The sequence below is a fragment of the Amycolatopsis sp. cmx-4-83 genome, from assembly GCF_046548815.1.
In the GTDB taxonomy this organism is placed as follows: Bacteria; Actinomycetota; Actinomycetes; order Mycobacteriales; family Pseudonocardiaceae; genus Amycolatopsis; species Amycolatopsis pretoriensis_A.
Map to the genome: position 1 here is coordinate 73,700 of NZ_JAEBEF010000003.1, position 19,989 is coordinate 93,688.

A 19,989-nucleotide genomic window follows, 5' to 3' on the forward strand; every position below is an offset into this window, starting at 1 on the left:
ACCACCTCACGACGGCCGGCGGCACAACCCACCCCGCGCCCGTCGCTTCGAGTGACTTACCCCGTGCGGAGCGAGTCAACCCTTCAGCGGACGGTCACCTTCGCGACTTGGGCCAGCCCGGAAACCCGCAGCACCCGATCCAGCAGCCGCGGGGCGACCAGCCGCAGGTCGTGCTCGCCGGCCCGGTCGAACAGCACGGCCACGCCCGCGCTGTCGAGGTAGTCCACCCCGGTGAGGTCCACGGTGACCGGGTTCCCCGCCGCCAGTTCGCGGTCCAGTGCCGCGCCGAACTCGGCTGCGTTGCTCATGTCGATCTCGCCGGTCGCGCGCACGGTGCGGCCACCGTCCTCGCCCCGCCCGGCGACCAGCGTGAGAGCCGTCGTCACGAACCGATTCTCCATTCCAGCGTGACGGTGGTGCCGTGGGCATCGTGCCGGATCGTGACCGCGTCGGCCAGCGCTTCCATCATCGGCGTGCCGCGGCCGCGGAGCACGTGGTTGTCCGGGGGCGGCTGCTTCCAGCGGCCGTCGTCGGTGACCACGACCACGAGGCGGGGGCCGGCGAACCGGGCGGAAAGGTGTGCGGTGCCGTCGCCTTCACCGCGGTAGGCGTGCTCGACGGCGTTGGCGCAGGCCTCGCCCGCCGCGACGAGCACGTCCTGCGCGACGTCGGGGTCGAGCTCCGCGTTGGCCAGCCACGCGCGCAGCCAGTGGCGGGTCGAAGCGAGGCTGTCCGGGTGCGCTTCGAAGTCGAGCACCAGCGCCGGCACCGACCGCCGGTAGAGCAGCAGCGCGACGTCGTCTTCGTAGCCGTCGTCGGGCCGGAGCCGGCCCATCAGGGTGGCCGCGAGGTCGGTCAGGTCGGCCTCCCGCACGTCGTGGGCGATTTCGGTGGCCCGGGTGATGCCGTCGTCCAGCGACTCGCGCCGGCGTTCGACGAGCCCGTCGGTGTAGAGCATCAGCAGCGAGCCGACCGGGACGACCGCCGTGGCCTCCGGCCGGTGCGCCGCCACGCGCACGGCGAGCGGCACGCTGCCGCCCGCGTCGAGGAACTCCGACGAGCCGTCGCTGTGCACGAGGGTGGCGGGCGGGTGCCCGGCGCTGCTGTAGGTGAGGGTGCCGGTCGCGGGGTCGAGCACCCCGCAGAAAACGGTGGTGCACAAGGCACCCGGCAGCCGGTCGGCGAAGCGGTCGAGCGTGGTCAGGGTGTGCGCCGGGCCGTTGGCCTCCAGCAGCAGCGCGCGGCAGGCGCTGCGGAGCTGGCCCATCACCGCGGCCGCCGCGAGGCCCCGGCCGACGCAGTCGCCCACGACGATGCCGATCCGGTCGCCGCCCAGCGCGATGACGTCGTACCAGTCGCCGCCGACCTCCAGGGGCGGGGTCGCCGGCTCGTAGCGCACCGCGAAGCCGTCGGGGAGCAGGGCCGGGCCGAGGATCGAGCGCTGCAGCGCGATCGCGACCTCGCGCTGGCGGTCGTCGCGGTGCGCGCGGCGCAGGGCGTGCGCGAGCGTCCCGGCCAGCAACGCCAGCAGGGTCCGGTCTTCGGTGCCGAGCGGACGGCCGGGCGGGGGCTCGACCCAGAGCGTCAGCCGGCCGCCGGGGTGGTCGACGGACGCGCCCGCGCCGCCGTCCGCCGCCGTCGTGTGCAGCGCCGGGACCGAGCGGAGCCCGTCGAGCGTCGCGCGCAGCGGCGCGGCGAGATCGGTCCACCCGCGGTCCCGGGGGTCGGTCGAGGCGACCTCCGGTTCGCCGTCCCGCGGCCAGGTCACCGCGAGGACGCGCTCGGCCTCCCACAGTTCGCACAGCAGCTCCAGCGCGGTGCGGAGCACCTCCGGCACCCCGCTGACGCCGGCCAGGCGCTGGTTCATCGCGGCGAGCGCGTTCTCGCGCTGCACGGCGTAGCGCTCGGCCGTGACGTCGCGGACCGTGCCGACGAGCCGGCGGCGGCCCTCGTCGTCCTGCAGCGCGTTGTAGGCGACGGCGGTCCAGACCCGGTGCCCGTCCACGTGCCGCAGCGGCAGCACGAAGCTGCCGGCCTGCTCGTCCCTGGCCCGCTCGAAGGCTTCGGTGACCTGGCGGTGGGCGTCGGGGTCGGCGTCGCGGTCCGGCCACCACGGGAACGGCTGGCCGTAGGGCAGCCCGTCCGGACCGGCGCCCAGCACTTCGGTGAACGCCGCGTTGATCTCCACGACCCGTCCTTCGGTGTCACTGACGAAGAAGCCCTCCTGAAGCGACTCGATCATCGCCGCGCGCCACCGGGCGTGCTGCGTCCGCAGCCGCGCCAGCTGGATGGTCGTGCGGACGCGGGCGAGCAGCTCCCGCGCCGAGAACGGCTTCACGAGGTAGTCGTCGGCCCCGGCGGCCAGCCCGTCGACCGCGGCCTCCTGCCCGGCCCTGGCCGACAGCAGCAGCACGGGCACGGCGGCGGTGCGCGGGTCGCCGCGCAGCTCGGCGAGCAGGCCGAGGCCGTCCAGCCGGGGCATCATCACGTCGCTGATGATCAGCTCGGGCGGCTCGGCGCACACGGCGTCGAACGCCTCGACGCCGTCCCGCACCGAGGTGACCGCGTAGTCGTCCCGCAGCAGCCGCACGAGGTAGTCGCGCATGTCGGCGTTGTCGTCGGCGACCAGGACCCGGGCGCCGGTGGCCGCCGTGGGCGCGGAGGGCGCGTTCCGGCCGGCGTCCGGCAGCCAGCGCAGGGCTTCCTGCACGTACGGTTCGGCGGTTTCGGTGGCGATCCCGCCGACCGGGGACGCCGCGAAGACCTGCTCGGCCGGCAGGTGCCGGACGCCGAGCGGCAGCCGGATCCGGAACGTCGTCCCGGCGTCGGGCGCGCTCTCCACGGCGACGGTGCCGCCGTGCATGCCGACGAGCTCGCGGACCAGCGCCAGGCCGATCCCGCTGCCCTCGTTGGAGCGGGCCCGCGCCGACGGGATCCGGTGGAACCGCTCGAACAGCCGGGGCAGCTCGGTGGCGTCGATGCCGGTGCCGGTGTCGGACACGGCGACCACGGCGTGCTCGCCATCGAGGGCGGCCGTCACCCGGATCGACCCGTCGAAGGTGAACTTGATCGCGTTCGACAGCAGGTTGTAGACGACCTTCTCCCACATCCCGCGGTCGACGTGCACCAGCTCGCCCAGCGGCGGGCAGTCGACCTCGAACACCAGCCCGGCCCGTTCGGCCGCGGCGCGGAAGACGCTCGCCAGCTCGGCGGTGAACGCGGCGAGGTCCACCGGCTCGAAGCGGGCCTGCATCCGGCCGGCCTCGATCCGGGAGAAGTCGAGCAGGTTGTTGACCAGCCGCCCCAGCCGCAGCGCGTTGCGGTGGATGACGGCCACCTCTTCGCGGATCCGCTCGTCGGCGTCGTCGAGTGCGTCCCGCAGATCGGCCGCCGGGCTCAGGATCAGGGTGAGCGGGGTGCGGAACTCGTGGCTGATGTTGGCGAAGAACGTCGTCTTGGCCGCGTCCAGCGCGGTCAGCTCCTCCGCCCGCTGCTGCTGCCGCCGGTAGGCGAGCGCGCCGTTGACCAGCGCCGCCGTCTGCTGGGCGACGAGGCCGAGGAACGTCCGGTAGGACTCGTCGAGCGCGCGCCCGGCGCTGGCCGCGAGCACGATCACCCCGGCCGCGGGGCTCCCGGGGTCGCCGAGCAGCGGCAGCACCATCGCCTCGGTGGGCGGAGTGGACCAGCCGCCCGGCGGGAGCTCACCGATCGCCGCGTCCGGCACCGTCCGCGGCACCCCGTCGGCGAGCACTTCGCGGAGCGGCCAGACGGCCGGATCCCCGGCGTCTTCGCCGCCGGGGGTGACCGCGGCGGGCGCGAGTTCGCCTTCGTCGTCGCGGATGTGGATGGCGGCGTACGGGACGTCGTCGCCGGCCCGCCCCAGCACGGAGGCGACCAGCTCACAGGCTTCGCCGACGGTCCGGGCGCTGCCGGCCTGGGCACCGAGCTCGCGCAGCGTCGCCATCCGGCGCTCGCCGATCACGCGCTCGGTGGTATCGGTGACGGCGGTGAACACGGCGCGGACCACGCCTTCGTCGTCGTGGACCGGGCTGTAGGAGTACGTCCAGTACGTCTCTTCCCAGTAGCCGTGCCGGTTCATCGGCAGCAGCAGGTCTTCCGACCAGGTCGCCTCGCCGGTGGTCATCACGCTGTCCAGCATCGGGCCGATGATGTGCCAGATCTCGTCCCAGACCAGCGCACCCGGCTTGTCGAGCGCGGGGTGCTTGGTGCCGAGCAGCGGCAGGTAGGCGTCGTTGTAGAGGAAGCGCAGCTCCGGCCCCCACCAGACGATCATGGGGAAGCGGGAGGTGAGGCAGATGCGGACGGCCGTCGTCAGGCTCGTCGGCCAGCCCACCGGGTCGCCCAGCGGCGAGGAAGCCCAGTCGAAGTCCCGCATCCGGGCGGCCATCCGGCTGGTCCCGGGAAACACGGCGCGGTGGCCGGCCTCTTCCCCGACGCTCATCACACTCCCGGTTCGCGCGGCCTGGGGAAAGCCTACTCGACCCGGTAGGCGGCCGCCGCGCGCACGAGCCGACACATCCGGGTGAGCGGGTTCCGGTCAGGCGCCGCCGGTCAGCCAGGTCATGGTGACGGTGGTGCCGTCCTCGCGGTGCACCTTGGCGCTGTGGTCGGCGAGGGTGTCGATGAGCAGCAGGCCGCGGCCGCGCAGGCCGTTCGTCTCGGCGGGCGGCTGCCAGGTGCCGTAGTCGGTGACCGTCACCGTCAGCCGGCCGCCCAGCGATTCGGCGCGGACGTCGATCTGGCCCGCCGCTCCGTCGCGGTACGCGTGTTCGGCCGAGTTGGCCATCGCCTCGTAGCCGGCCAGGACGACGTCCTCCTGCCGTTCCTCGCTGAGCCCGAGCCGGTTGAGCCAGCCGGCCAGCGCCTCGCGCAGGTCGGGCAGCAGCCCGGCGATCGCGGCGGTCCGCCGGTGGAACGAGGTCGCGGGACCGGGGGCGCCCGGCGGGCGGGGGTCGGTCATGGGGCGTCCTCTCCGCGGTGGCGCACGTGGATGACCGCGATGTCGTCGTCGTGCCGTCCGCGCGTCAGTTCTTGGACGAGCTTGTCCCAGGCCGTGCGGAGGTCGGCCGCGGTCAGCAGCCCGGGAATACCCGCCAGCAGCCATTCGATGCCGAGCGTGAGGTCGCGGGTGCGGCTCTCGACCAGCCCGTCGGTGTAGAGCACCAGGTCCGCGCCGACCGGGAACCCGGTGGTGCGCTGGGGGAAGACCGAACCGACGCCCAGCGGCTGCGCCAGCGCCTCGCCGATCTGCTCCGGCGGCTCGCCGAGGCGGATCAGGATCGCGGGCAGGTGACCGGCGTTCGCGTAGGTCAGGGTGCCGTGGTCCGGCCGGTGGACCGCGTAGAAGCAGGTCACGAAGCTTTCGCCGAACAGCCCGCCGGTGAGGTCGGAGACGTGGCGCAGGACCTCCGACGGTGGCAGCTCGAGCCGGGCGTAGCTGCGGATGGCGGTGCGGACCTGGCCCATCACCGTCGCGGCCGTGACGCCGTGGCCGACGACGTCGCCGATGACGAACGCCGTCCCGCCGGACGGCAGCCGGATCACGTCGAACCAGTCGCCGCCCACCTTGCTGCCGGTGACCGCGGGCAGGTACCGGGTGAACACGTCGAGACCCGGCGTGGCCGGAGCGACCGGAAGCATGCTGCGGGACAGCTCGGTGGCCAGCGTGCGCTCGCGTTCGTAGAGACGCGCGTTGTCGAGCGCGATGGCCGTGTACGCGGCGATGCCTTCGGCGAGGTACTCGTGGCGGGCGGTGAAGCGGTCCGGTTCGGGGTGGCCGAAGAAGAACCCGCCCAGCACCTCACCGGAGGTCGGGCTGAGCACCGGCACGGCCAGGTAGCTGCACACGGGCAGGTGCCCTTCGGGCATCCCGTGGTACGGCGCGTTCTTCCCGAACCGCTCGTCCTTCGTGATGTCGGGGCTGCGCACGGTGCCCTCGCCGTCGAAGGTGGGCGCGAAGACCGCGGTGTTGCGCGGCATCGGGAACCGGGCGAACGCCGCGCGCGGCACGCCCGAGATCGTGTACAGCGTGTAGGACTCGCCGAGCTCGTCGACCAGGTTGTAGAAGAACGCGCCGAAGGCGGCGCCGGTCGCCTTCGTGGCGGCGTCGGTCGCGTCCTGCACGAGCGGGTCGATGTCGAGCTGGGCGGTCAGCTGCCGGCCGGTGGAGTGCAGCGCGTCGAGCACCGCGGCTTCGCCCCGCAGCCGCCGGACGGTGGCGGCCAGGTCCGCGGTTGCGGCGTCCACGGCGGCCGCGACGAGCGCGGGCAGCTCACCGACCTGCTCGGTGGTGTAGACCACGGTGCCCTGTTCGCCGTCGGCGACCGCGATCGCGCGGGTGACTTCCGTGCCCGGCAGCAGTTCCGCCAGCACCTCGGGATCGGTCACGACCGCCGCGGCGCGCCCGCCCAGCACCGCGTCCGCCTCGGCGGGGGTGAGGGACCGGACCCCGGTGGCGGCCGGCGTTCCGGCGTCCCCGACGAAGGCGCGGCGCACGGCGTCGAGCACCTCGTCGGACCGCGGACCGGGCGCCATCAGCGCGCCAGTGCTTCGGACAGCGAAGAGTAGATGGCGAGTTCGTCGGTCAGCCGGGTCAGCTCCAGCGGGCGCAGGGTGATGCGGCCGCTGGCGACCACCCGCAGCGGAGTGGCCGCGGTCTGCCCGCGGTGCGCCCGGACGAGCTCGGCCATGCCCGCCGAAGCCAGGAAGGTGACGCCGGTGAGGTCGATGACGAGCGACGCGGGCCGCGACCGGGCGGCGCGTTCCACCAGCTGGCGGAGTTTCGGTGCCAGCGCGAGGTCGAGGGCACCGTCGACGCGCAGCACGGCGGTGCCGTCGCGGTCCTCCAGTGCCACCGAGCCCGCTGAACCAGCCGCGTCGCCGAGTGCGTCCCCGGTCACGTCTCTTTCGGCCATGGCCTTCATCTTGCCTGCTCGGGGAGCCGCCCGAAAGCGGAGGGGGCACTGACACGGCGGTGCGGCGGCGGGACGGGCATGATTGACACCGGTTGAGCAGACAGCCTTCGTGATCACGCACGCCCACCGGGCACCCCGGAGGCGTTGCCGGAGGCAGGAGTACGCGTCATGAGCGAGCACACCCATACTGAAAGCGCGACGACCGCTGTGCCGTTCGGGGAGTTCCGGATCGCCCGAACGGAGCAAGCCGGTGCCGTCGTGGTCGAGGTCGCCGGCGACGTGGACACCACGACCGCGCCTGCTCTCGTGCGGGCCGCGGACGAGGCGCTGGCCGCCGAACCCCCGGTGCTCGTCGTCGACCTGACCCGCGTCGAGTTCCTCGCTTCGCCGGGGCTGACCGCGCTGCTGACGATCCACCGCAACGCCGCCGCGGGGACCGCGGTGCGGATCGTCGCGACCGGCCGGGCCACCCTGCGCCCGATCCAGCTGACCGGTCTCGAGGACAGCCTGTCGCTCTTCCCCACCCGGGAAGCCGCGCTGGCCGGGTGACCGCGCCGTCCCGGTCGCGCTCAGCCGCCGGCCGGGACGGGCAGCCGCCGGATGGCCAGCAGGGCCACGTCGTCCTGGGCCGGCCGGCTGCCGATCATCGCGGTCATGATCTGCGCGCAGAGCCGCTCGGGCTCGCCGGCGTACACCGAGTCGGCCAGCAGCTGCATCCCGGCGTCCACCGGCCGGTCCCGGCGCTCGACCAGACCGTCGGTGTAGAACGTGAGCACGGCGTCCGGCGGGAGGTCGACGACCGTCGTGCGCCGTTCGGGCTCGCCGATGGTCAACCCGATCGGGGGATCCGGGGGCACGTCGACCAGCCGGCCCGTCACACCGGGGGTGACCAGCACCGGCGGCAGGTGCCCGGCCAGCGAGAGCGTCACCGCTTCCCGGTCCGGGCCGATGATCCCGTAGGCCACCGTGGCCATCGCGCCGTGCTCGAAGTGGTTGGCCTTGCGGTCGAGCTTGGCGAGCACGTCGGCCGGGCTTTCGCAGTCGAGGGCGTAGGCGCGCAGCGCGCTGCGCAGGCGTCCCATGATCACGGCCGCGTCGAGGCCGTGGCCCGAAACGTCGCCCATCACAACGCCGAGCCGGTCGCCCGGCAGCGTGAACAGGTCGTACCAGTCCCCGCCGAGGCCGGTCTCCGCGCCGGGCACGTACCGGGCGCCGAACTCCAGCCCGGACACCGCGGGCAGGCTGCTCGGCAGCAGGCTGCGCTGCAGCGCCATGGTGGCGGTGCGGTTCTCTTCCCTGGCCTCCACCTGGATCGTCGCGGCGAGGCGGTCGGCGAGCAGCTGCATCGTGGCCACTTCGGTTTCGCTGAACGGCCGGGGCGTCACCGAGCCGACGTGCAGCACTCCGACGAGCTCGCTGCCGGCGATCATCGGCACGCCGAGCATCGAGTGCAGTCCGCGCTCCCACAGCAGGGAGTTCACGACGGTGGTTTCGTCGACGTGGTCGAGGATCACCGGGGCCCGCTCCAGCGCGACCCGGCCGGCGAACCCGCTGCCGACCGGCACCCGCACGCCCTGGTGGACCTCTTCCTCGATGCCGGCCGCGGCGAACGCCACGAGCTGCCGGGCACTGGGCTGGTAGCGCAGCACGGTCGCGGTGTCGACGCCCATGACCTGGCACAACCGCCGCAACGTCTCGACGAGCACCTCGGCCAGCACGAGGTGACCGGCGGGGGCGCCGATGATCGTCTCCAGTTGCTGCAGCCGGTCGTGGGCGTCGAGACTTCGCGACATGGAACGACCCTAGCCGCAACCCCTTTGCGGGCCTAACCATCCCGCGTTTCGACGGCGGGTCCCCCGGGGTAACCAGCCGGTCGTGAGCGTCGACTTGGAGTGGGTGGCCGTGCTGCGGCACGGGCAGAGCACCGGGAACGTGGCCCGCGAGGAAGCGGAGTCGGCCGGGGCGGACGTGATCGACATCGCCGAGCGCGACGCCGACGTCCCGCTGACGGAACTGGGGGAGGACCAGGCGAAGGCCGCCGGCGGGTTCTTCGCCGAGCGCCCGCCGGACCTCGTGGTCACCTCGACCTACCGCCGGGCCTGGGACACCGCCAGGCTGGCCGCGCCCGACGGCGTCCCGATCGTGCCGGACGAACGGCTGCGCGACCGCGAACTCGGCGTGCTGGACCTGCTGACGTCCCACGGCGTCCGCGAGCGGTGGCCCGACGAACTGCGGCGCAAGCGGCGGCTCGGCAAGTTCTACTACCGGCCGCCGGGCGGCGAATCCTGGGCCGATGTCGTGCTGCGGGTGCGTTCCCTGCTGAACGAGCTGAGCGCCCAGCACGCCGGAAAGCGCGTTCTGCTGGCCGCCCACGAGATGACCGTCTTCGCCCTGCGCTACCTCCTCGAAGGCCTGCCGGAGCCCGATCTGCTCCGCGCGGCCGACGCCACCGAAGTCCCGAACGGCTCGGTGACGGCGTGGGAGCGCGACCACGACCGCGGGTTCACCATGGTGCTCGCCCAGGAGGTCGGGCACCTGCACGCCACCGACACCCCGCCGACGGCGGACGACGATGCCGCGCGACAGCTCTCCTGAGCCGGCGCCGATCAGCCCGGCCCTGTTGCGGGACTGGCGGATCGGCACCGGTGACCGCGGCACGGTGCTCGTCGTCGGCGGTGCCCGCGCGGTGCCCGGCGCGCCCGCGTTGTCCGGGACCGCCGCCCTGCGCGCCGGGGCGGGCACCCTCCAGCTGGCGGTCGCCGAACGCCACGCGACGGCCATCGGCGTTTCGGTACCCGAGTCGTCGGTGTCCGGCCTGCCGGAAACCGAATCCGGCGCGATCGCCGCCGACGCCGCCGGCCGGCTGGCCGACGTCCTCCCCGGCGCCGGCACCGTCGTGGTCGGTCCGGGCCTGACCGGCGCCGAGGAAACCGAAGAACTGCTGCGGCGGCTGGTGCCCGCCATCGCCCCGGACGCGCGGGTGGTGCTCGACGCGTTCGCGCTCGGCGCGCTGAGCCGGGCACCGGAGCTGGCCGAGCCGCTGGCGGACCGGCTCCTCCTCACCCCGAACCGGGTCGAAGCGGCCTTCCTCGACGGGTGCGAGGAAAAGGACGTCGACGACCTGGAGACGGCGGTGCGGATCGCCCGGCGCTACCGCGGCGTGGTGCTGCTGATGGGCGTGGTCGCCACGCCCGGCGGCCGCGTCTGGCGGGACGGCAGCGGCCACGTCGGGCTGGCGACGTCCGGCAGCGGCGACGTGCTGGCCGGGCTGACCGGCGGCTTCCTCGCCCGCGGTGCGGCCGTCGACCAGGCCGCCTGCTGGGCGACGCACGTCCACGCCGTCGCCGGCCAGCGGCTGATCCCGGACACCGGCAGCACCGGGCTGCTGGCGCGGGAGCTCGTCGCCCAGATCCCGCGGGTGATCGCCGAGCTGGAGCGCTGAGTCACCGCTGGGCGGTCGGCCGCACGACGATCTCGTTGACGTCGACGCCGTCCGGCTGCCCGATCGCGTAGGAGATCGCGCCGGCGATGGTGTCCGGCGCCATCGCCACCGCGCGGTAGGTGCGCATCGCCTCCTTCGCCCCCGGATCGGTGATGCTGTCGGCCAGTTCGGACTCGACGACGCCGGGGGAGACGGTCGTGACGCGGATGCCGGGGTCGGCCTCGAGCCGTAGGCCTTCGGTGATCGCGCGGGCCGCGTACTTGGTGGCGCAGTAGACCGCGGCCGTCGGCACCACCTCGTGCGCCCCGGTGGAGGCGACGGTGACGAAGTGCCCGCCGCCTTGGCGCCGGAAGTGCGGCAGGACCGCGGCGATCCCGTGCAGCAGGCCGCGGACGTTGACGTCGATCGTGCGGTCCCACTCCTCGACGAGCAGGGAGTCCAAGCGGGACAACGGCATCACGCCCGCGTTGGCGACGAAGACGTCGAGCCGCCCGTGCGCTTCGACGGCGGCGTCCGCGAACGCGGCGACGTCCGCGCGGTCGGTGACGTCGAGGGGGTGCACGTCGGCGGTGCCGCCGGCGTCGTGGATCTCCTTGGCGAGCGCGGTCAGCCGGTCTTCGCGGCGGGCGCCGAGCACGACGTGGTGGCCTTCGCGGGCCAGGCGCAGTGCGGTGGCGTGCCCGATGCCGCTGCTGGCACCGGTGATGAGGACGGTCTTCACGGGGTTTCCTCTCGGGGGAAGTCGGCGCCGAGGGTGGTCTCGCGCCAGGTGTCGAAAGTGGACTTGAGGGTTTCGAGCCGGGCCGTGGCGATGGTGTAGGCGGCTTCGCCGAGCAGCAGCCGCAGCGGGGGCTCGGCGGCGCCGGCCGCGGCGATGATCGCTTCCGCCGCGCGGGCCGGGTCGCCGGGCTGCCTGCCGTAGGTCGCGGTGGTCGCTTCCCGGCGCGCTCCGGCCGTTTCGGCGTAGTCGTCGATGCGGATCGCCGACTGCCGCATCGACGGGCCGGACCAGGCGGTGCGGAACGCGGCGGGCTCCACGATGGTCACCTTGATGCCCAGCGGGGCCACTTCCGCGGCCAGCGACTCCGACAGCCCCTCCACGGCGAACTTCGTCGCGTGGTAGTAGCCGGTGGCGCCGAAAGCGGCGAGCCCGCCGAGCGACGACACGGTCACGACGTGCCCGCTGCGGCGGGCCCGCATGCCGGGCAGCACCGCGCGGGTGACGTCGGCGAGGCCGAACACGTTGGTGTCGAACAGCTTCCGGATCTCGGCGTCCTCGCCTTCCTCGACGGCGGCGAGGTAGCCGTAGCCGGCGTTGCCGACCAGGACGTCGATCCGGCCGAAGGTCGTTTCCGCCTTTTCGACCGCGGCGGTGACCTGGGCGTGGTCGGTGACGTCGAGCGGCAGCGCCAGTGCGCGGTCGCCGTGCGCCTCGACGAGGTCGCGGACCCGCGCCGGGTCGCGGGCGGTGACGACGGCCCGCCACCCGCGGTCGAGCACGGCTTCGGCGAGTGCGCGGCCGAGGCCGCTGGAGCAGCCGGTGATGAACCAGACAGCGTTTTCGGGCACGACGAAGTACTCCGTCCATGGGGGAACAGCGGAAGGGGTTTTCAGGAAGCGGCGAGGCTGCCCAGGAGGGCGAGGGCCGCTTCCGACGGGCTGCCCGGCTCGGCCTGGTAGACGACCAGCTGCTGGCCGGGCGCGCTGTTCACGGTCAGCGCCTCGTAGCTCAGCACGAGCTCACCGACGAGCCGGTGGTGGAACCGCTTGGTTTCGTGCGTCTTCTGCCGGATGTCGTGGCGCGCCCACAACCGGCGGAACTCCGCGCTCTTGACCGACAGCTCGCCGACCGTCTCGATCAGCCGCGGGTCGTCCGGGTCGATCCCGGCGGCCGCCCGCAGGCCACCGACCGTGTTGACGGCGACGCGCTCCCAGTCCGGGTAGAACTCGCGGGCGTCCGGGTCGAGGAACACCAGCCGGACCAGGTCGGCGCTGTGCTCGTGCCCGCCGAACAACGCCTGGCCCAGCGCGTTGTGCGCGAGCACGTCCAGGCAGCGGCCGAGCACCAGCGCGGGGGTGTCGGGCCAGCCGTCCATCAGGCGCAGCAGGTTCGGGCTGACCTGCTCGCGCCGTGGCCGTCGACGTCGTCTCGGGGCCGGGCTCGCCAGCCGGTGCAGGTGGGCGGTGGCGTCCTCGTCCAGCGCGAGCCCGTGCGCGAGCGCGTCGACGACCTGCGCCGACGGGTTCCGCTCCCGCCCCTGCTCGAGCCGGACGTAGTAGTCGGTGCTGACCCCGGCCAGCACCGCCACCTCCTCGCGGCGCAGCCCGGCGACCCGGCGCGGCCCGCCCGCGGGCAGGCCGAGGTCCGCCGGGCCCACCTGTTCGCGGCGGGCCCGGAGGAACTCACCAAGAGCGTTCTCCGCAGCCATGATCCGAGGCTAACCCGGTGGCGCCGGACTTGGGTGGCCGCGCCGCACCCACCCTCAGGTGAGCCGGATCGGCTCCCCTTCGTGGTCCGGCTGCAGGAGCGTGGCAGTGGCTTCGCGCCCGTCGACGTCCAGCGTCATCACGGCGTTGCCGAAGTGCGGCCCCGAAACGCAGCGCCAGGTCAGCGGCGCGGGCGGCACGCCGACGCGGCGGGCCAGGCCCTCGCTCAGCCGCGTCAGGCTCCGCGCCCAGCCCGCGCGGAACAGCCGGTTCATGTACCACGGCACGGTGTTGTGCACCGGCGAGCAGGTGAGCTGGTGCACCGGTGCGCCCGGCAGGTCGGCCCGGGCGACGTACGCGTGGTGCACGTCGCCCGACAGGACGTTCACCGAGGCGACGCCCCGGTCCGCCACCCGCCCGATGAGCTTGCTCAGCCGGTCGAACGACTCGCGGAACGCCGGCCAGTGCTCCAGGTCGGCGAGCTGGCGGAACCACTCGCTGACCCGGCCGATGAGCCCGGGCCGGGTGCAGAGCCGCTCGTTGACCGACTGCGCGGCCGACAGCGCGGTCGGCATCAGCCACGGCAGCGAGGTGCCGATCAGCAGGTGCTCGAAGTCGCCGCCGGCCTGCTCCTCGATCCAGCGGAACTCGTCCTCGCCGACCATCGAGCGGGTGCCGCCGGCCAGGATCCGCCCGGCCCGCGAGTCGATGACCAGCAGCCGGACCGGGCCGAAGTCGCGCCGGTAGGACCACCGGGTGCCCTTGGCGCCGTCGGCCTCGCGGTCGGCGCGGTCGGCGAACTCCCGCAGCAGCCCGGCGTTGTCCACGCCCGACTTGACCACCTGCTGGTAGACGTCGTCTTCGGCGAGCTCGTCGGGGCCGAGGTTGCCCAGGTGCTGGTACACCCAGTACGAGACCAGCGCGCCCCGGATCCGCTCCGGCCACCACGACGTCCGGGTCATCTCCTCGCGCCACGCGTGCGACGTGTTCCAGTCGTCGCGCACGTCGTGGTCGTCGAAGATCATCGACGTCGGCACGGTCGACATCAGCCAGCGCACCGCCGGATCGCACCACGCCTCGAAGTACAGGTGGCAGTACTCCTCGAAGTCGGCGACCTCGTTGCCCGGCGGTTCGCTCGTGTCACGCCGCTGCGCGAGCCACTCCTGCGTGGCGTCGGTGGTCTCGTCGGCGTAGACCTGATCACCCAGCAGGAGCAGCGATTCCGGCCATTCGGCCTCGTCGAGCGCGGCCATCCGGTGGGCGTACGCGGCGAGTGCGTCCGGGCCGAGCGCGTCCTGCTCCCGCGGTTTGCGGCAGGACCCGAACACCAGGCGGAACCGGGGGTCGCCGGGGGCCAGCGTCCGGATCCGGCTCGGTGGCAGGGTGCTTTCCGGTCCGGGCCAGGCGAGTTCGCCGTCGAGCCGCACTTCGTACGGCGTGCTGCGCCCCGGCTCGAGCCCGGTCAGCACGACGAGGGCGTAGTGGTGCCCGGCGACCTCGAAGGTCCGGGCGGCCGCCTCGGCGACGCGGACTTCGCACGGGCCGTCCGTCTCCACCCAGATCGTCGCCGAGTCGGCGTTCACGTGCCGCAGCAGCGGTCCCAGGAGCAGCTCGGTCATGCCCGGAATCCTCGCAGCAGTCCGGCCCGGCGGCAGTTCGAAAGGTCGCGAAACATCCCGATAATCGTTGACCGGTCCCGGGCGGCGAACGAACGATCGTCACGAGCTGCGCCCCGCCCCCGGAAAGGATTCGTCGAGTGCGAAGACTCTTCACCGCCCTCCTCGCCGCCGCGCTGTCGATCGCCGCTGCCGTCGTGCTGGTGGTTTCGGCGCAGCCCGCGTCGGCGGCCACCTTGACGCGCGTGACCGATTTCGGCAGCAATCCCAGCAACCTCAACATGTACACCTACGTCCCGGACCGGCTGGCGCCGCAGCCGGCGCTGCTGGTCGCGGTCCACTACTGCACCGGCTCGGCCTCCGCCGTGTTCAACGGCTACGCCCGCGACTACGTCACCGCGGCCGACCAGTACGGCTACGTCATCGTCTTCCCGGAAGCCACGCGCAGCGGGCAGTGCTTCGACGTCTCGTCGCCGCAGGCGCTCACCCGCGGCGGCGGCAGCGACCCGGTCGGCATCCTGTCGATGGTCGACTGGGCCAAGCAGCGCTACCACGTCGACCCGGCACGCGTGTTCGTCACCGGCTTCTCCTCCGGCGCGATGATGACCAACGTGCTCGCCGCGGAGTACCCGGACGTGTTCGCGGCCGGCTCGGCGTTCATGGGCGTGCCCGCCGGCTGCTTCGCCACCACCGACGGGTCGAGCTGGAACAGCCAGTGTTCGGGTGGCCAGCTGATCAAGACCGCCCAGCAGTGGGGTGATCAGGCCCGGCAGATGAGCGGCGGGCGCAGCGGCCCGTACCCGCGGATGCAGCTGTGGCACGGCACCGCCGACGACACGCTGCGCTACCCGAACTTCGGCGAAGAGGTCAAGCAGTGGACGAACCTGCGGGGCGTGAGCCAGACGCCGTCGTCGAGTGATTCCCCTCAGTCCGGCTGGACGCGCTCGCGCTACGGCGGCACCGGCGTGCAGGCGCCGGTCGAGGGCATCAGCGTGCAGGGCGCCGGGCATGCGCTGCCGCAGAACGGGATGGTGGCGTACGCCATCGCGTTCCTCGGCCTGAACAGCGCCGGCACTTCGACGACGACGACGTCCGCGCCGCCCGCCGGGAGCACGCTCGGGAGCGCGGCGAGCGGGACCGGCCGGTACTTCGGCACCGCGGTTTCGGCGGGCAGGCTCTCGGACAGCGTCTACACCGGCATCCTGAGCCGCGAGTTCTCCATGATCACGCCGGAGAACGAGATGAAGATCGACGCGACCGAGCCCGCGCAGGGCCAGTTCTCGTACGGCAACGCCGACCGGATCGTCAGCCAGGCGACGAGCCAGGGCGCCCGGATGCGCGGGCACACGCTGGCTTGGTACGCGCAGCAGCCGGGCTGGATGCAGGGTATGGAGGGCTCGTCGCTGCGGTCGGCGATCCTGAACCACATCACCCAGGTCGCGACCCACTACCGCGGCCAGATCTACGCCTGGGACGTCGTCAACGAGGCCTTCGCGGACGGCGGTTCGGGTGCCCGGCGCGACTCCAACCTGCAGCGCACCGGGGACGACTGGATCGAGGCGGCGTTCCGCGCCGCGCGGGCGGCCGACCCGGGCGCGAAGCTCTGCTACAACGACTACAACACCGACGACTGGAACCAGGCGAAGACCCAGGCCGTGTACCGGATGGTGCAGGACTTCAAGTCCCGCGGCGTCCCGATCGACTGCGTCGGCTTCCAGTCGCACTTCAACCCCAACAGCCCGGTGCCGTCGAACTACCGGACCACCCTGCAGAGCTTCGCCGACCTCGGCGTCGACGTGCAGATCACGGAGCTGGACATCGAGGGCTCGGGGACCGCGCAGGCGGACAACTACCGCACGGTGACGAACGCCTGCCTCGCGGTGGCCCGGTGCACCGGGATGACCGTGTGGGGCATCCGGGACACGGACTCGTGGCGGGCGTCCGCCACGCCGTTGCTGTTCGACGGCAACGGCCAGAAGAAGGCCGCCTACACCGCGGTGCTCGACGCGCTGAACGGCGGCACCCCGCCGCCGCCGACCACCACCACGCCGACCACGCCCACCACCCCGCCGCCGACGACGACCACGACCCCGCCGCCGGGCGGGTGCACCGGGACGTACCTCAAGACGGCGGAGTGGAACGTCGGCTTCAACGGCCAGGTGACGGTGACCGGAAGCAACGCCTGGGTGCTCACGATCACCTTCCACTCGCCGCAGAAGGTCATCGGCAGCTGGAACTACACGGGGACGTGGGACAGCACCGGGTACGTGCTGACCGCGCGGCCCAACGGCAGCGGCAACGTCATCGGGTTCACCGTGCAGCACGGCGGGAACCTGACGGCACCGACCGTGACCTGCTCGGCGGGCTAGCGAGTCGTCAAAAGAGCCGGCCGACCTCGGCCGCGGGCGGTTCCTCCAGGCTGAGGAGGAACCGCTTGCGGGTGAGGCCGCCGGCGTACCCGGTCAGGCCGCCGCTGGTGCCGACCACGCGGTGGCAGGGCACGACGACGCTGATCGGGTTCCAGCCGTTGGCGTTCCCGACCGCCTGCGCGGCGCCGGGGTCGCCCAGCTCGGCGGCCAGCTGCCCGTACGTGCGGGTCTCGCCGTAAGGGATCTTGGTGAGCAGGGCCCAGACCTGCTTTTCGAACGCGGAGCCGCGCGGCGCGAGTTCGAGGTCGAACTCGCGCCGCGTGCCCGCGAAGTACTCGCCGAGCTGCCGCTTCGCCGCCTCGAAGCCGTCGTCGTCCCGGGGCCCGAGGTCGGTGATCCTCGGCGTCCGCAGGTGGCCGTCGAAGTAGAGCCCGGCCAGCGCCTCGCCGTCGCCGACCAGGGTCAGCGGTCCGATCGGGGACGCGATGACGGCGTGCTTCATGGCGCCCAGCGTACGGGTCAGCCCTGGCTGGTCTTGACCGAGAGCGAGTCGACGCTCATCTCGGCGCCGGGCGTGATGTCGGCGGACGGGCTCGTGCAGCCGCACACCTTGTTCGGGTACGAGCCGCCGATGGCGACGTCGAAGATGACGAAGAACCCGTGGTCGACGGCGGCCTTCCAGGTGCCCGCGGAGACCTGGTTCTGCTTCACCGCGAACGTCTGGGTGCCGTCGAGGGAGAAGCGCAGCTCTTCGGCGCCGGTGTTGCGACGGTCGACGACGACGGAGTAGGTGTGGTAGCCGTCCTGGCAGCCGGCGCACTCCTGCAGGTCGCTGGTGATGCCGTCCGGGTCGTGGCACTCGCCCTGCCACTGTCCACAGTGGAACGTCGTGGAGTGCTTGCTGAGCGCGTTGACGTCTTCCATGATGTCGAGCTCGCCGATGCTCGGCCAGTTCGTCGCGCCGACCGGGCGGGCGTCCGCGCCCATCGCCCAGAACGCCGGCCAGTAGCCGAGGCCGCCGGCGGGGGAGGGCTGCTTGAGCGTCGCGCTGATCTCCAGCTGGCCGCCTTCGGGGGCGGCGAAGTCGGTGCGCTGGGTCTCGATGCGGCCGGAGGTCCAGTTGCCGGCGGCGTCGCGCAGCGGCTTGATCGCCAGGTGGCCCTGGCCGTCGTGGTAGACGTTGGCGGTCGAGTCCGTCGCGGTCTCGAGTTCGCCGGTGCCCCAGTTCGCCGCGCCGCCGGGGTAGCCGGTTCCCTTGTCGTAGAGCCAGTCCTGGGTGTTCAGGCCGGTGCCCGAGGCGCCGTCGAAGTCGTCCTGGAAGACGGTGGTCCAGGTTTCCGCGGCGTGCGCCGGAGCGGCCGCGGCGAGGAATGACAACGTTGCCAGCACGGCGGCCAGCCGGGTGGGGGTGCGCATGGGGTCTCGCTTCCTGAGGGGAACGGGCCGTCCACGACCTGCGAGGCCGTCCACTGTCGCCGCCGGTCCGCGCCCGCGTCAAGGGATGTGCCCGGAAGTACCCGGCACCCGAGACCCGGGGGCGCACCGGTGGGCGTCGCGTTTGGAATTCGCGGCGGCCGGGCACCGCGCGGGCCGGGTGAGACGGTGGTCTGGACCTTCTTTCGAAGGGTTGCCAGGTAACGAAACCGGAGTCATAGTTTGTTTACGTCCACAACGAATCCTGCGAACCGCCCTCGGTAGTCCTTTATGGACTCCGCCGTTTCCTCAACGTGGAGGACGCCATGATCTCCCGGCGCTCGTTCCTCAGCCTTTCGGCGGCGACGCTCGCCACGGCCACGGTGCTGCCCCTCGCGCGGCCGGCCTACGCCGCGACACCGGACCAGTTCGGCCTGAAGCTCGTCAACAACTCCGGCTCGGGCACCGTGTACGCCTACGTCACGGGCACGACCCCGGACGGCAAGCTGGTGCTGCTGCGCGCCGACGGTACGCCGTACTACCCGGCCTCGCCGGGCGCGCCGACCACCCCGCTGCCGGAAGACTGCGCGATCCCGATCGGCTCGGGCGCGCAGGTATCGGTGCCCAAGATGGGCGGCGCGCGCATCTACGTCGTCACGGACGCGAAGCTGGACTTCTTCCTCGACCCGGGCCCGAACCTGGTCCACCCCAGCTTCCTCAACTCCGGGGATGCGAACTACGGCAAGAACTGGTCGTTCAGCGAGTTCACGTTCAACGACACGCAGCTGTTCGCCAACATCAGCTACGTCGACTTCGTGGGCATCCCGATGGGACTGTCCCTGACGACGGCGGGTTCCGGGACCTCGACGGTCCAGGGGCTGCCGGCGGGCGCGGTGGACCAGATCGCCTCGTCCCTGACGGCGCTGGGCGGCGAGTGGCCGAACCTGGTCCAGACCGGCGGCGGCGCCAACCTGCGCGTGCTGTCCCCGCACCACCACGCGTCCCGGTTCGGTGGCTACCTCGACGGCTACATCGACCAGGTGTGGGCGAAGTACGAGGGCACGGACCTGGTCGTCGACTCGCAGAACCCGGGCATCGGCAAGTTCACCGGCCGCGTCTCGGGCGGCCAGCTGGTCTTCGGTGCGGAATCCTTCGCGAAGCCGGCGACGGCGGACGTGTGGAGCTGCGACAGCGGCCCGTTCGCACTGGCCGCGGGCGCGAGCGACGCGCGCAAGGCCATCGTCCCCCGCCTGGCGGCGGCCCTGAACCGCACGACGTTGCTCGACAACCCGAACCAGCCGGCCGACGAGGACCCGGCACGCTTCTACGCAGGGGAGACGACCAACCACTACGCGCGCATCGTCCACTCGAAACTCCCGGACAACCGGGGTTACGCGTTCCCCTACGACGACGTGAGCCCCGGCCCGGACTTCAGCGGCGCGGTCTTCGCGGGCGACCCGGACGTGCTCACGGTCACAGTCGGTGCCACGCACGGCTGAGGCAGTGCGAAAACTGTCGGTGGTGGCGGCTAGCCTCACTGCATGAACACGGACGACGCGACGGTCCCGGCGCACCAGCTGACCAAGGGCCAGTGGTTCTGGCACGAGCCGGCGCCGGGGCTGCCCGCGTGGCAACTACAGGTGACCTCGGCGGAGCTGGTGGAGGATTCCGTCGAGATCTTCACGACGGATGAAGAGCGCGAACTGGTGCTGTACCCGATGAACCGCCTGGTCCGCCTCGCCAGCGCGGCTTGAGGGGAGACTTTCGGGGGCTTGGGGGGAGTGAGT

The 19,989-nt window shown here is 72.8% G+C and carries 18 protein-coding genes; 6 read left to right on the top strand and 12 right to left on the bottom strand.

Translation table 11 applies throughout. The features are described from left to right. Positions 1–83: 83 nt before the first annotated feature. The 5 genes from ACLJQM_RS09925 to ACLJQM_RS09945 form a co-directional block, all read right to left on the bottom strand. Positions 84–386 carry an STAS domain-containing protein gene (locus ACLJQM_RS09925; RefSeq protein ID WP_247021819.1) on the bottom strand — a complete coding sequence of 101 codons (303 nt, stop codon included), beginning with the start codon at positions 384–386 and terminating at the stop codon, positions 84–86. Continuing rightward, complete coding sequence (locus ACLJQM_RS09930) at positions 383–4,462, bottom strand: SpoIIE family protein phosphatase (protein ID WP_410630870.1); 4,080 nt, start codon at positions 4,460–4,462, stop codon at positions 383–385. Before ACLJQM_RS09930 ends, ACLJQM_RS09925 begins: the two co-directional genes overlap by 4 nt. A gap of 96 nt (positions 4,463–4,558) precedes the next feature. Then, complete coding sequence (locus ACLJQM_RS09935; protein ID WP_410630871.1) at positions 4,559–4,981, bottom strand: ATP-binding protein; 423 nt, start codon at positions 4,979–4,981, stop codon at positions 4,559–4,561. Then, complete coding sequence (locus ACLJQM_RS09940) at positions 4,978–6,555, bottom strand: PP2C family protein-serine/threonine phosphatase (RefSeq protein ID WP_410630872.1); 1,578 nt, start codon at positions 6,553–6,555, stop codon at positions 4,978–4,980. Before ACLJQM_RS09940 ends, ACLJQM_RS09935 begins: the two co-directional genes overlap by 4 nt. Beyond that, positions 6,555–6,935 carry an STAS domain-containing protein gene (locus ACLJQM_RS09945; protein WP_410630874.1) on the bottom strand — a complete coding sequence of 127 codons (381 nt, stop codon included), beginning with the start codon at positions 6,933–6,935 and terminating at the stop codon, positions 6,555–6,557. The genes ACLJQM_RS09940 and ACLJQM_RS09945 overlap by 1 nt, the downstream gene beginning before the upstream one ends. A 168-nt stretch (positions 6,936–7,103) precedes the next feature. On the opposite strand from ACLJQM_RS09945, the gene ACLJQM_RS09950 reads away from it, so the two are divergent. After that, entirely contained in the window at positions 7,104–7,484 is a 381-nt protein-coding gene (locus tag ACLJQM_RS09950) for an STAS domain-containing protein (protein ID WP_360771680.1), read from the top strand. Positions 7,485–7,504: 20 nt separating this feature from the next. Here the strand turns inward: ACLJQM_RS09950 and ACLJQM_RS09955 are convergent, their stop codons facing one another. Then, complete coding sequence (locus ACLJQM_RS09955) at positions 7,505–8,728, bottom strand: PP2C family protein-serine/threonine phosphatase (protein WP_410630875.1); 1,224 nt, start codon at positions 8,726–8,728, stop codon at positions 7,505–7,507. Between the two features lie 82 nt (positions 8,729–8,810). Between ACLJQM_RS09955 and ACLJQM_RS09960 the strand changes: the two genes are divergently transcribed. Together ACLJQM_RS09960 and ACLJQM_RS09965 are read left to right on the top strand one after the other, a co-directional pair. Beyond that, positions 8,811–9,530 carry a histidine phosphatase family protein gene (locus tag ACLJQM_RS09960; protein WP_247021832.1) on the top strand — a complete coding sequence of 240 codons (720 nt, stop codon included), beginning with the start codon at positions 8,811–8,813 and terminating at the stop codon, positions 9,528–9,530. Then, positions 9,508–10,377, top strand: coding sequence for an NAD(P)H-hydrate dehydratase (locus tag ACLJQM_RS09965; protein ID WP_410630876.1), 870 nt, complete (start codon positions 9,508–9,510; stop codon positions 10,375–10,377). Before ACLJQM_RS09960 ends, ACLJQM_RS09965 begins: the two co-directional genes overlap by 23 nt. A 1-nt stretch (position 10,378) precedes the next feature. On the opposite strand, the gene ACLJQM_RS09970 is transcribed toward ACLJQM_RS09965, so the two are convergent. The 4 genes from ACLJQM_RS09970 to ACLJQM_RS09985 are packed head-to-tail and all read right to left on the bottom strand — an operon-like array spanning position 10,379 to position 14,423. Continuing rightward, a complete protein-coding gene (locus tag ACLJQM_RS09970; protein WP_247021836.1) occupies positions 10,379–11,098 on the bottom strand; it encodes an SDR family oxidoreductase in 720 nt (239 codons plus the stop codon). Beyond that, positions 11,095–11,946: an oxidoreductase gene (locus tag ACLJQM_RS09975; protein ID WP_410630877.1), complete on the bottom strand. Its 852-nt coding sequence runs from the start codon at positions 11,944–11,946 to the stop codon at positions 11,095–11,097. Before ACLJQM_RS09975 ends, ACLJQM_RS09970 begins: the two co-directional genes overlap by 4 nt. 41 nt (positions 11,947–11,987) lie before the next feature. Then, positions 11,988–12,806: a helix-turn-helix transcriptional regulator gene (locus tag ACLJQM_RS09980; RefSeq protein ID WP_410630879.1), complete on the bottom strand. Its 819-nt coding sequence runs from the start codon at positions 12,804–12,806 to the stop codon at positions 11,988–11,990. 54 nt (positions 12,807–12,860) lie between these two features. After that, the gene (locus tag ACLJQM_RS09985) at positions 12,861–14,423 is read right to left on the bottom strand and encodes an alkaline phosphatase D family protein (protein WP_410630881.1); all 1,563 of its coding nucleotides are present in this window, start codon (positions 14,421–14,423) and stop codon (positions 12,861–12,863) included. Between the two features lie 137 nt (positions 14,424–14,560). Between ACLJQM_RS09985 and ACLJQM_RS09990 the strand changes: the two genes are divergently transcribed. Continuing rightward, the gene (locus tag ACLJQM_RS09990) at positions 14,561–16,789 is read left to right on the top strand and encodes a PHB depolymerase family esterase (protein ID WP_360771663.1); all 2,229 of its coding nucleotides are present in this window, start codon (positions 14,561–14,563) and stop codon (positions 16,787–16,789) included. A gap of 7 nt (positions 16,790–16,796) precedes the next feature. Here ACLJQM_RS09990 and ACLJQM_RS09995 read toward each other — a convergent pair whose 3' ends face one another. Together ACLJQM_RS09995 and ACLJQM_RS10000 are read right to left on the bottom strand one after the other, a co-directional pair. Beyond that, positions 16,797–17,291, bottom strand: a complete 495-nt coding sequence (locus ACLJQM_RS09995) for a methylated-DNA--[protein]-cysteine S-methyltransferase (protein WP_360771661.1) — start codon at positions 17,289–17,291, stop codon at positions 16,797–16,799. A gap of 17 nt (positions 17,292–17,308) precedes the next feature. Then, entirely contained in the window at positions 17,309–18,205 is an 897-nt protein-coding gene (locus ACLJQM_RS10000; RefSeq protein ID WP_410630883.1) for a glycoside hydrolase family 16 protein, read from the bottom strand. Between the two features lie 323 nt (positions 18,206–18,528). On the opposite strand from ACLJQM_RS10000, the gene ACLJQM_RS10005 reads away from it, so the two are divergent. Both ACLJQM_RS10005 and ACLJQM_RS10010 read left to right on the top strand, forming a co-directional pair. Next, positions 18,529–19,701, top strand: coding sequence for a glycoside hydrolase family 64 protein (locus ACLJQM_RS10005; protein WP_410630884.1), 1,173 nt, complete (start codon positions 18,529–18,531; stop codon positions 19,699–19,701). A gap of 42 nt (positions 19,702–19,743) precedes the next feature. Continuing rightward, positions 19,744–19,956, top strand: a complete 213-nt coding sequence (locus tag ACLJQM_RS10010) for a hypothetical protein (protein ID WP_247021851.1) — start codon at positions 19,744–19,746, stop codon at positions 19,954–19,956. Positions 19,957–19,989: the final 33 nt, after the last annotated feature.

Coding starts and splice junctions, on each gene's coding strand:
- ACLJQM_RS09945 (WP_410630874.1), bottom strand. CDS start 6,935: ATGGCCGAAAGAGACGTGACCGGGGACGCACTCGGCGACGCGGCTGGT.
- ACLJQM_RS09965 (WP_410630876.1), top strand. CDS start 9,508: ATGCCGCGCGACAGCTCTCCTGAGCCGGCGCCGATCAGCCCGGCCCTG.
- ACLJQM_RS09995 (WP_360771661.1), bottom strand. CDS start 17,291: ATGAAGCACGCCGTCATCGCGTCCCCGATCGGACCGCTGACCCTGGTC.
- ACLJQM_RS09930 (WP_410630870.1), bottom strand. CDS start 4,462: ATGAGCGTCGGGGAAGAGGCCGGCCACCGCGCCGTGTTTCCCGGGACC.
- ACLJQM_RS09935 (WP_410630871.1), bottom strand. CDS start 4,981: ATGACCGACCCCCGCCCGCCGGGCGCCCCCGGTCCCGCGACCTCGTTC.
- ACLJQM_RS09955 (WP_410630875.1), bottom strand. CDS start 8,728: ATGTCGCGAAGTCTCGACGCCCACGACCGGCTGCAGCAACTGGAGACG.
- ACLJQM_RS09985 (WP_410630881.1), bottom strand. CDS start 14,423: ATGACCGAGCTGCTCCTGGGACCGCTGCTGCGGCACGTGAACGCCGAC.
- ACLJQM_RS10005 (WP_410630884.1), top strand. CDS start 18,529: ATGATCTCCCGGCGCTCGTTCCTCAGCCTTTCGGCGGCGACGCTCGCC.
- ACLJQM_RS10010 (WP_247021851.1), top strand. CDS start 19,744: ATGAACACGGACGACGCGACGGTCCCGGCGCACCAGCTGACCAAGGGC.
- ACLJQM_RS09950 (WP_360771680.1), top strand. CDS start 7,104: ATGAGCGAGCACACCCATACTGAAAGCGCGACGACCGCTGTGCCGTTC.
- ACLJQM_RS10000 (WP_410630883.1), bottom strand. CDS start 18,205: ATGCGCACCCCCACCCGGCTGGCCGCCGTGCTGGCAACGTTGTCATTC.
- ACLJQM_RS09940 (WP_410630872.1), bottom strand. CDS start 6,555: ATGGCGCCCGGTCCGCGGTCCGACGAGGTGCTCGACGCCGTGCGCCGC.
- ACLJQM_RS09980 (WP_410630879.1), bottom strand. CDS start 12,806: ATGGCTGCGGAGAACGCTCTTGGTGAGTTCCTCCGGGCCCGCCGCGAA.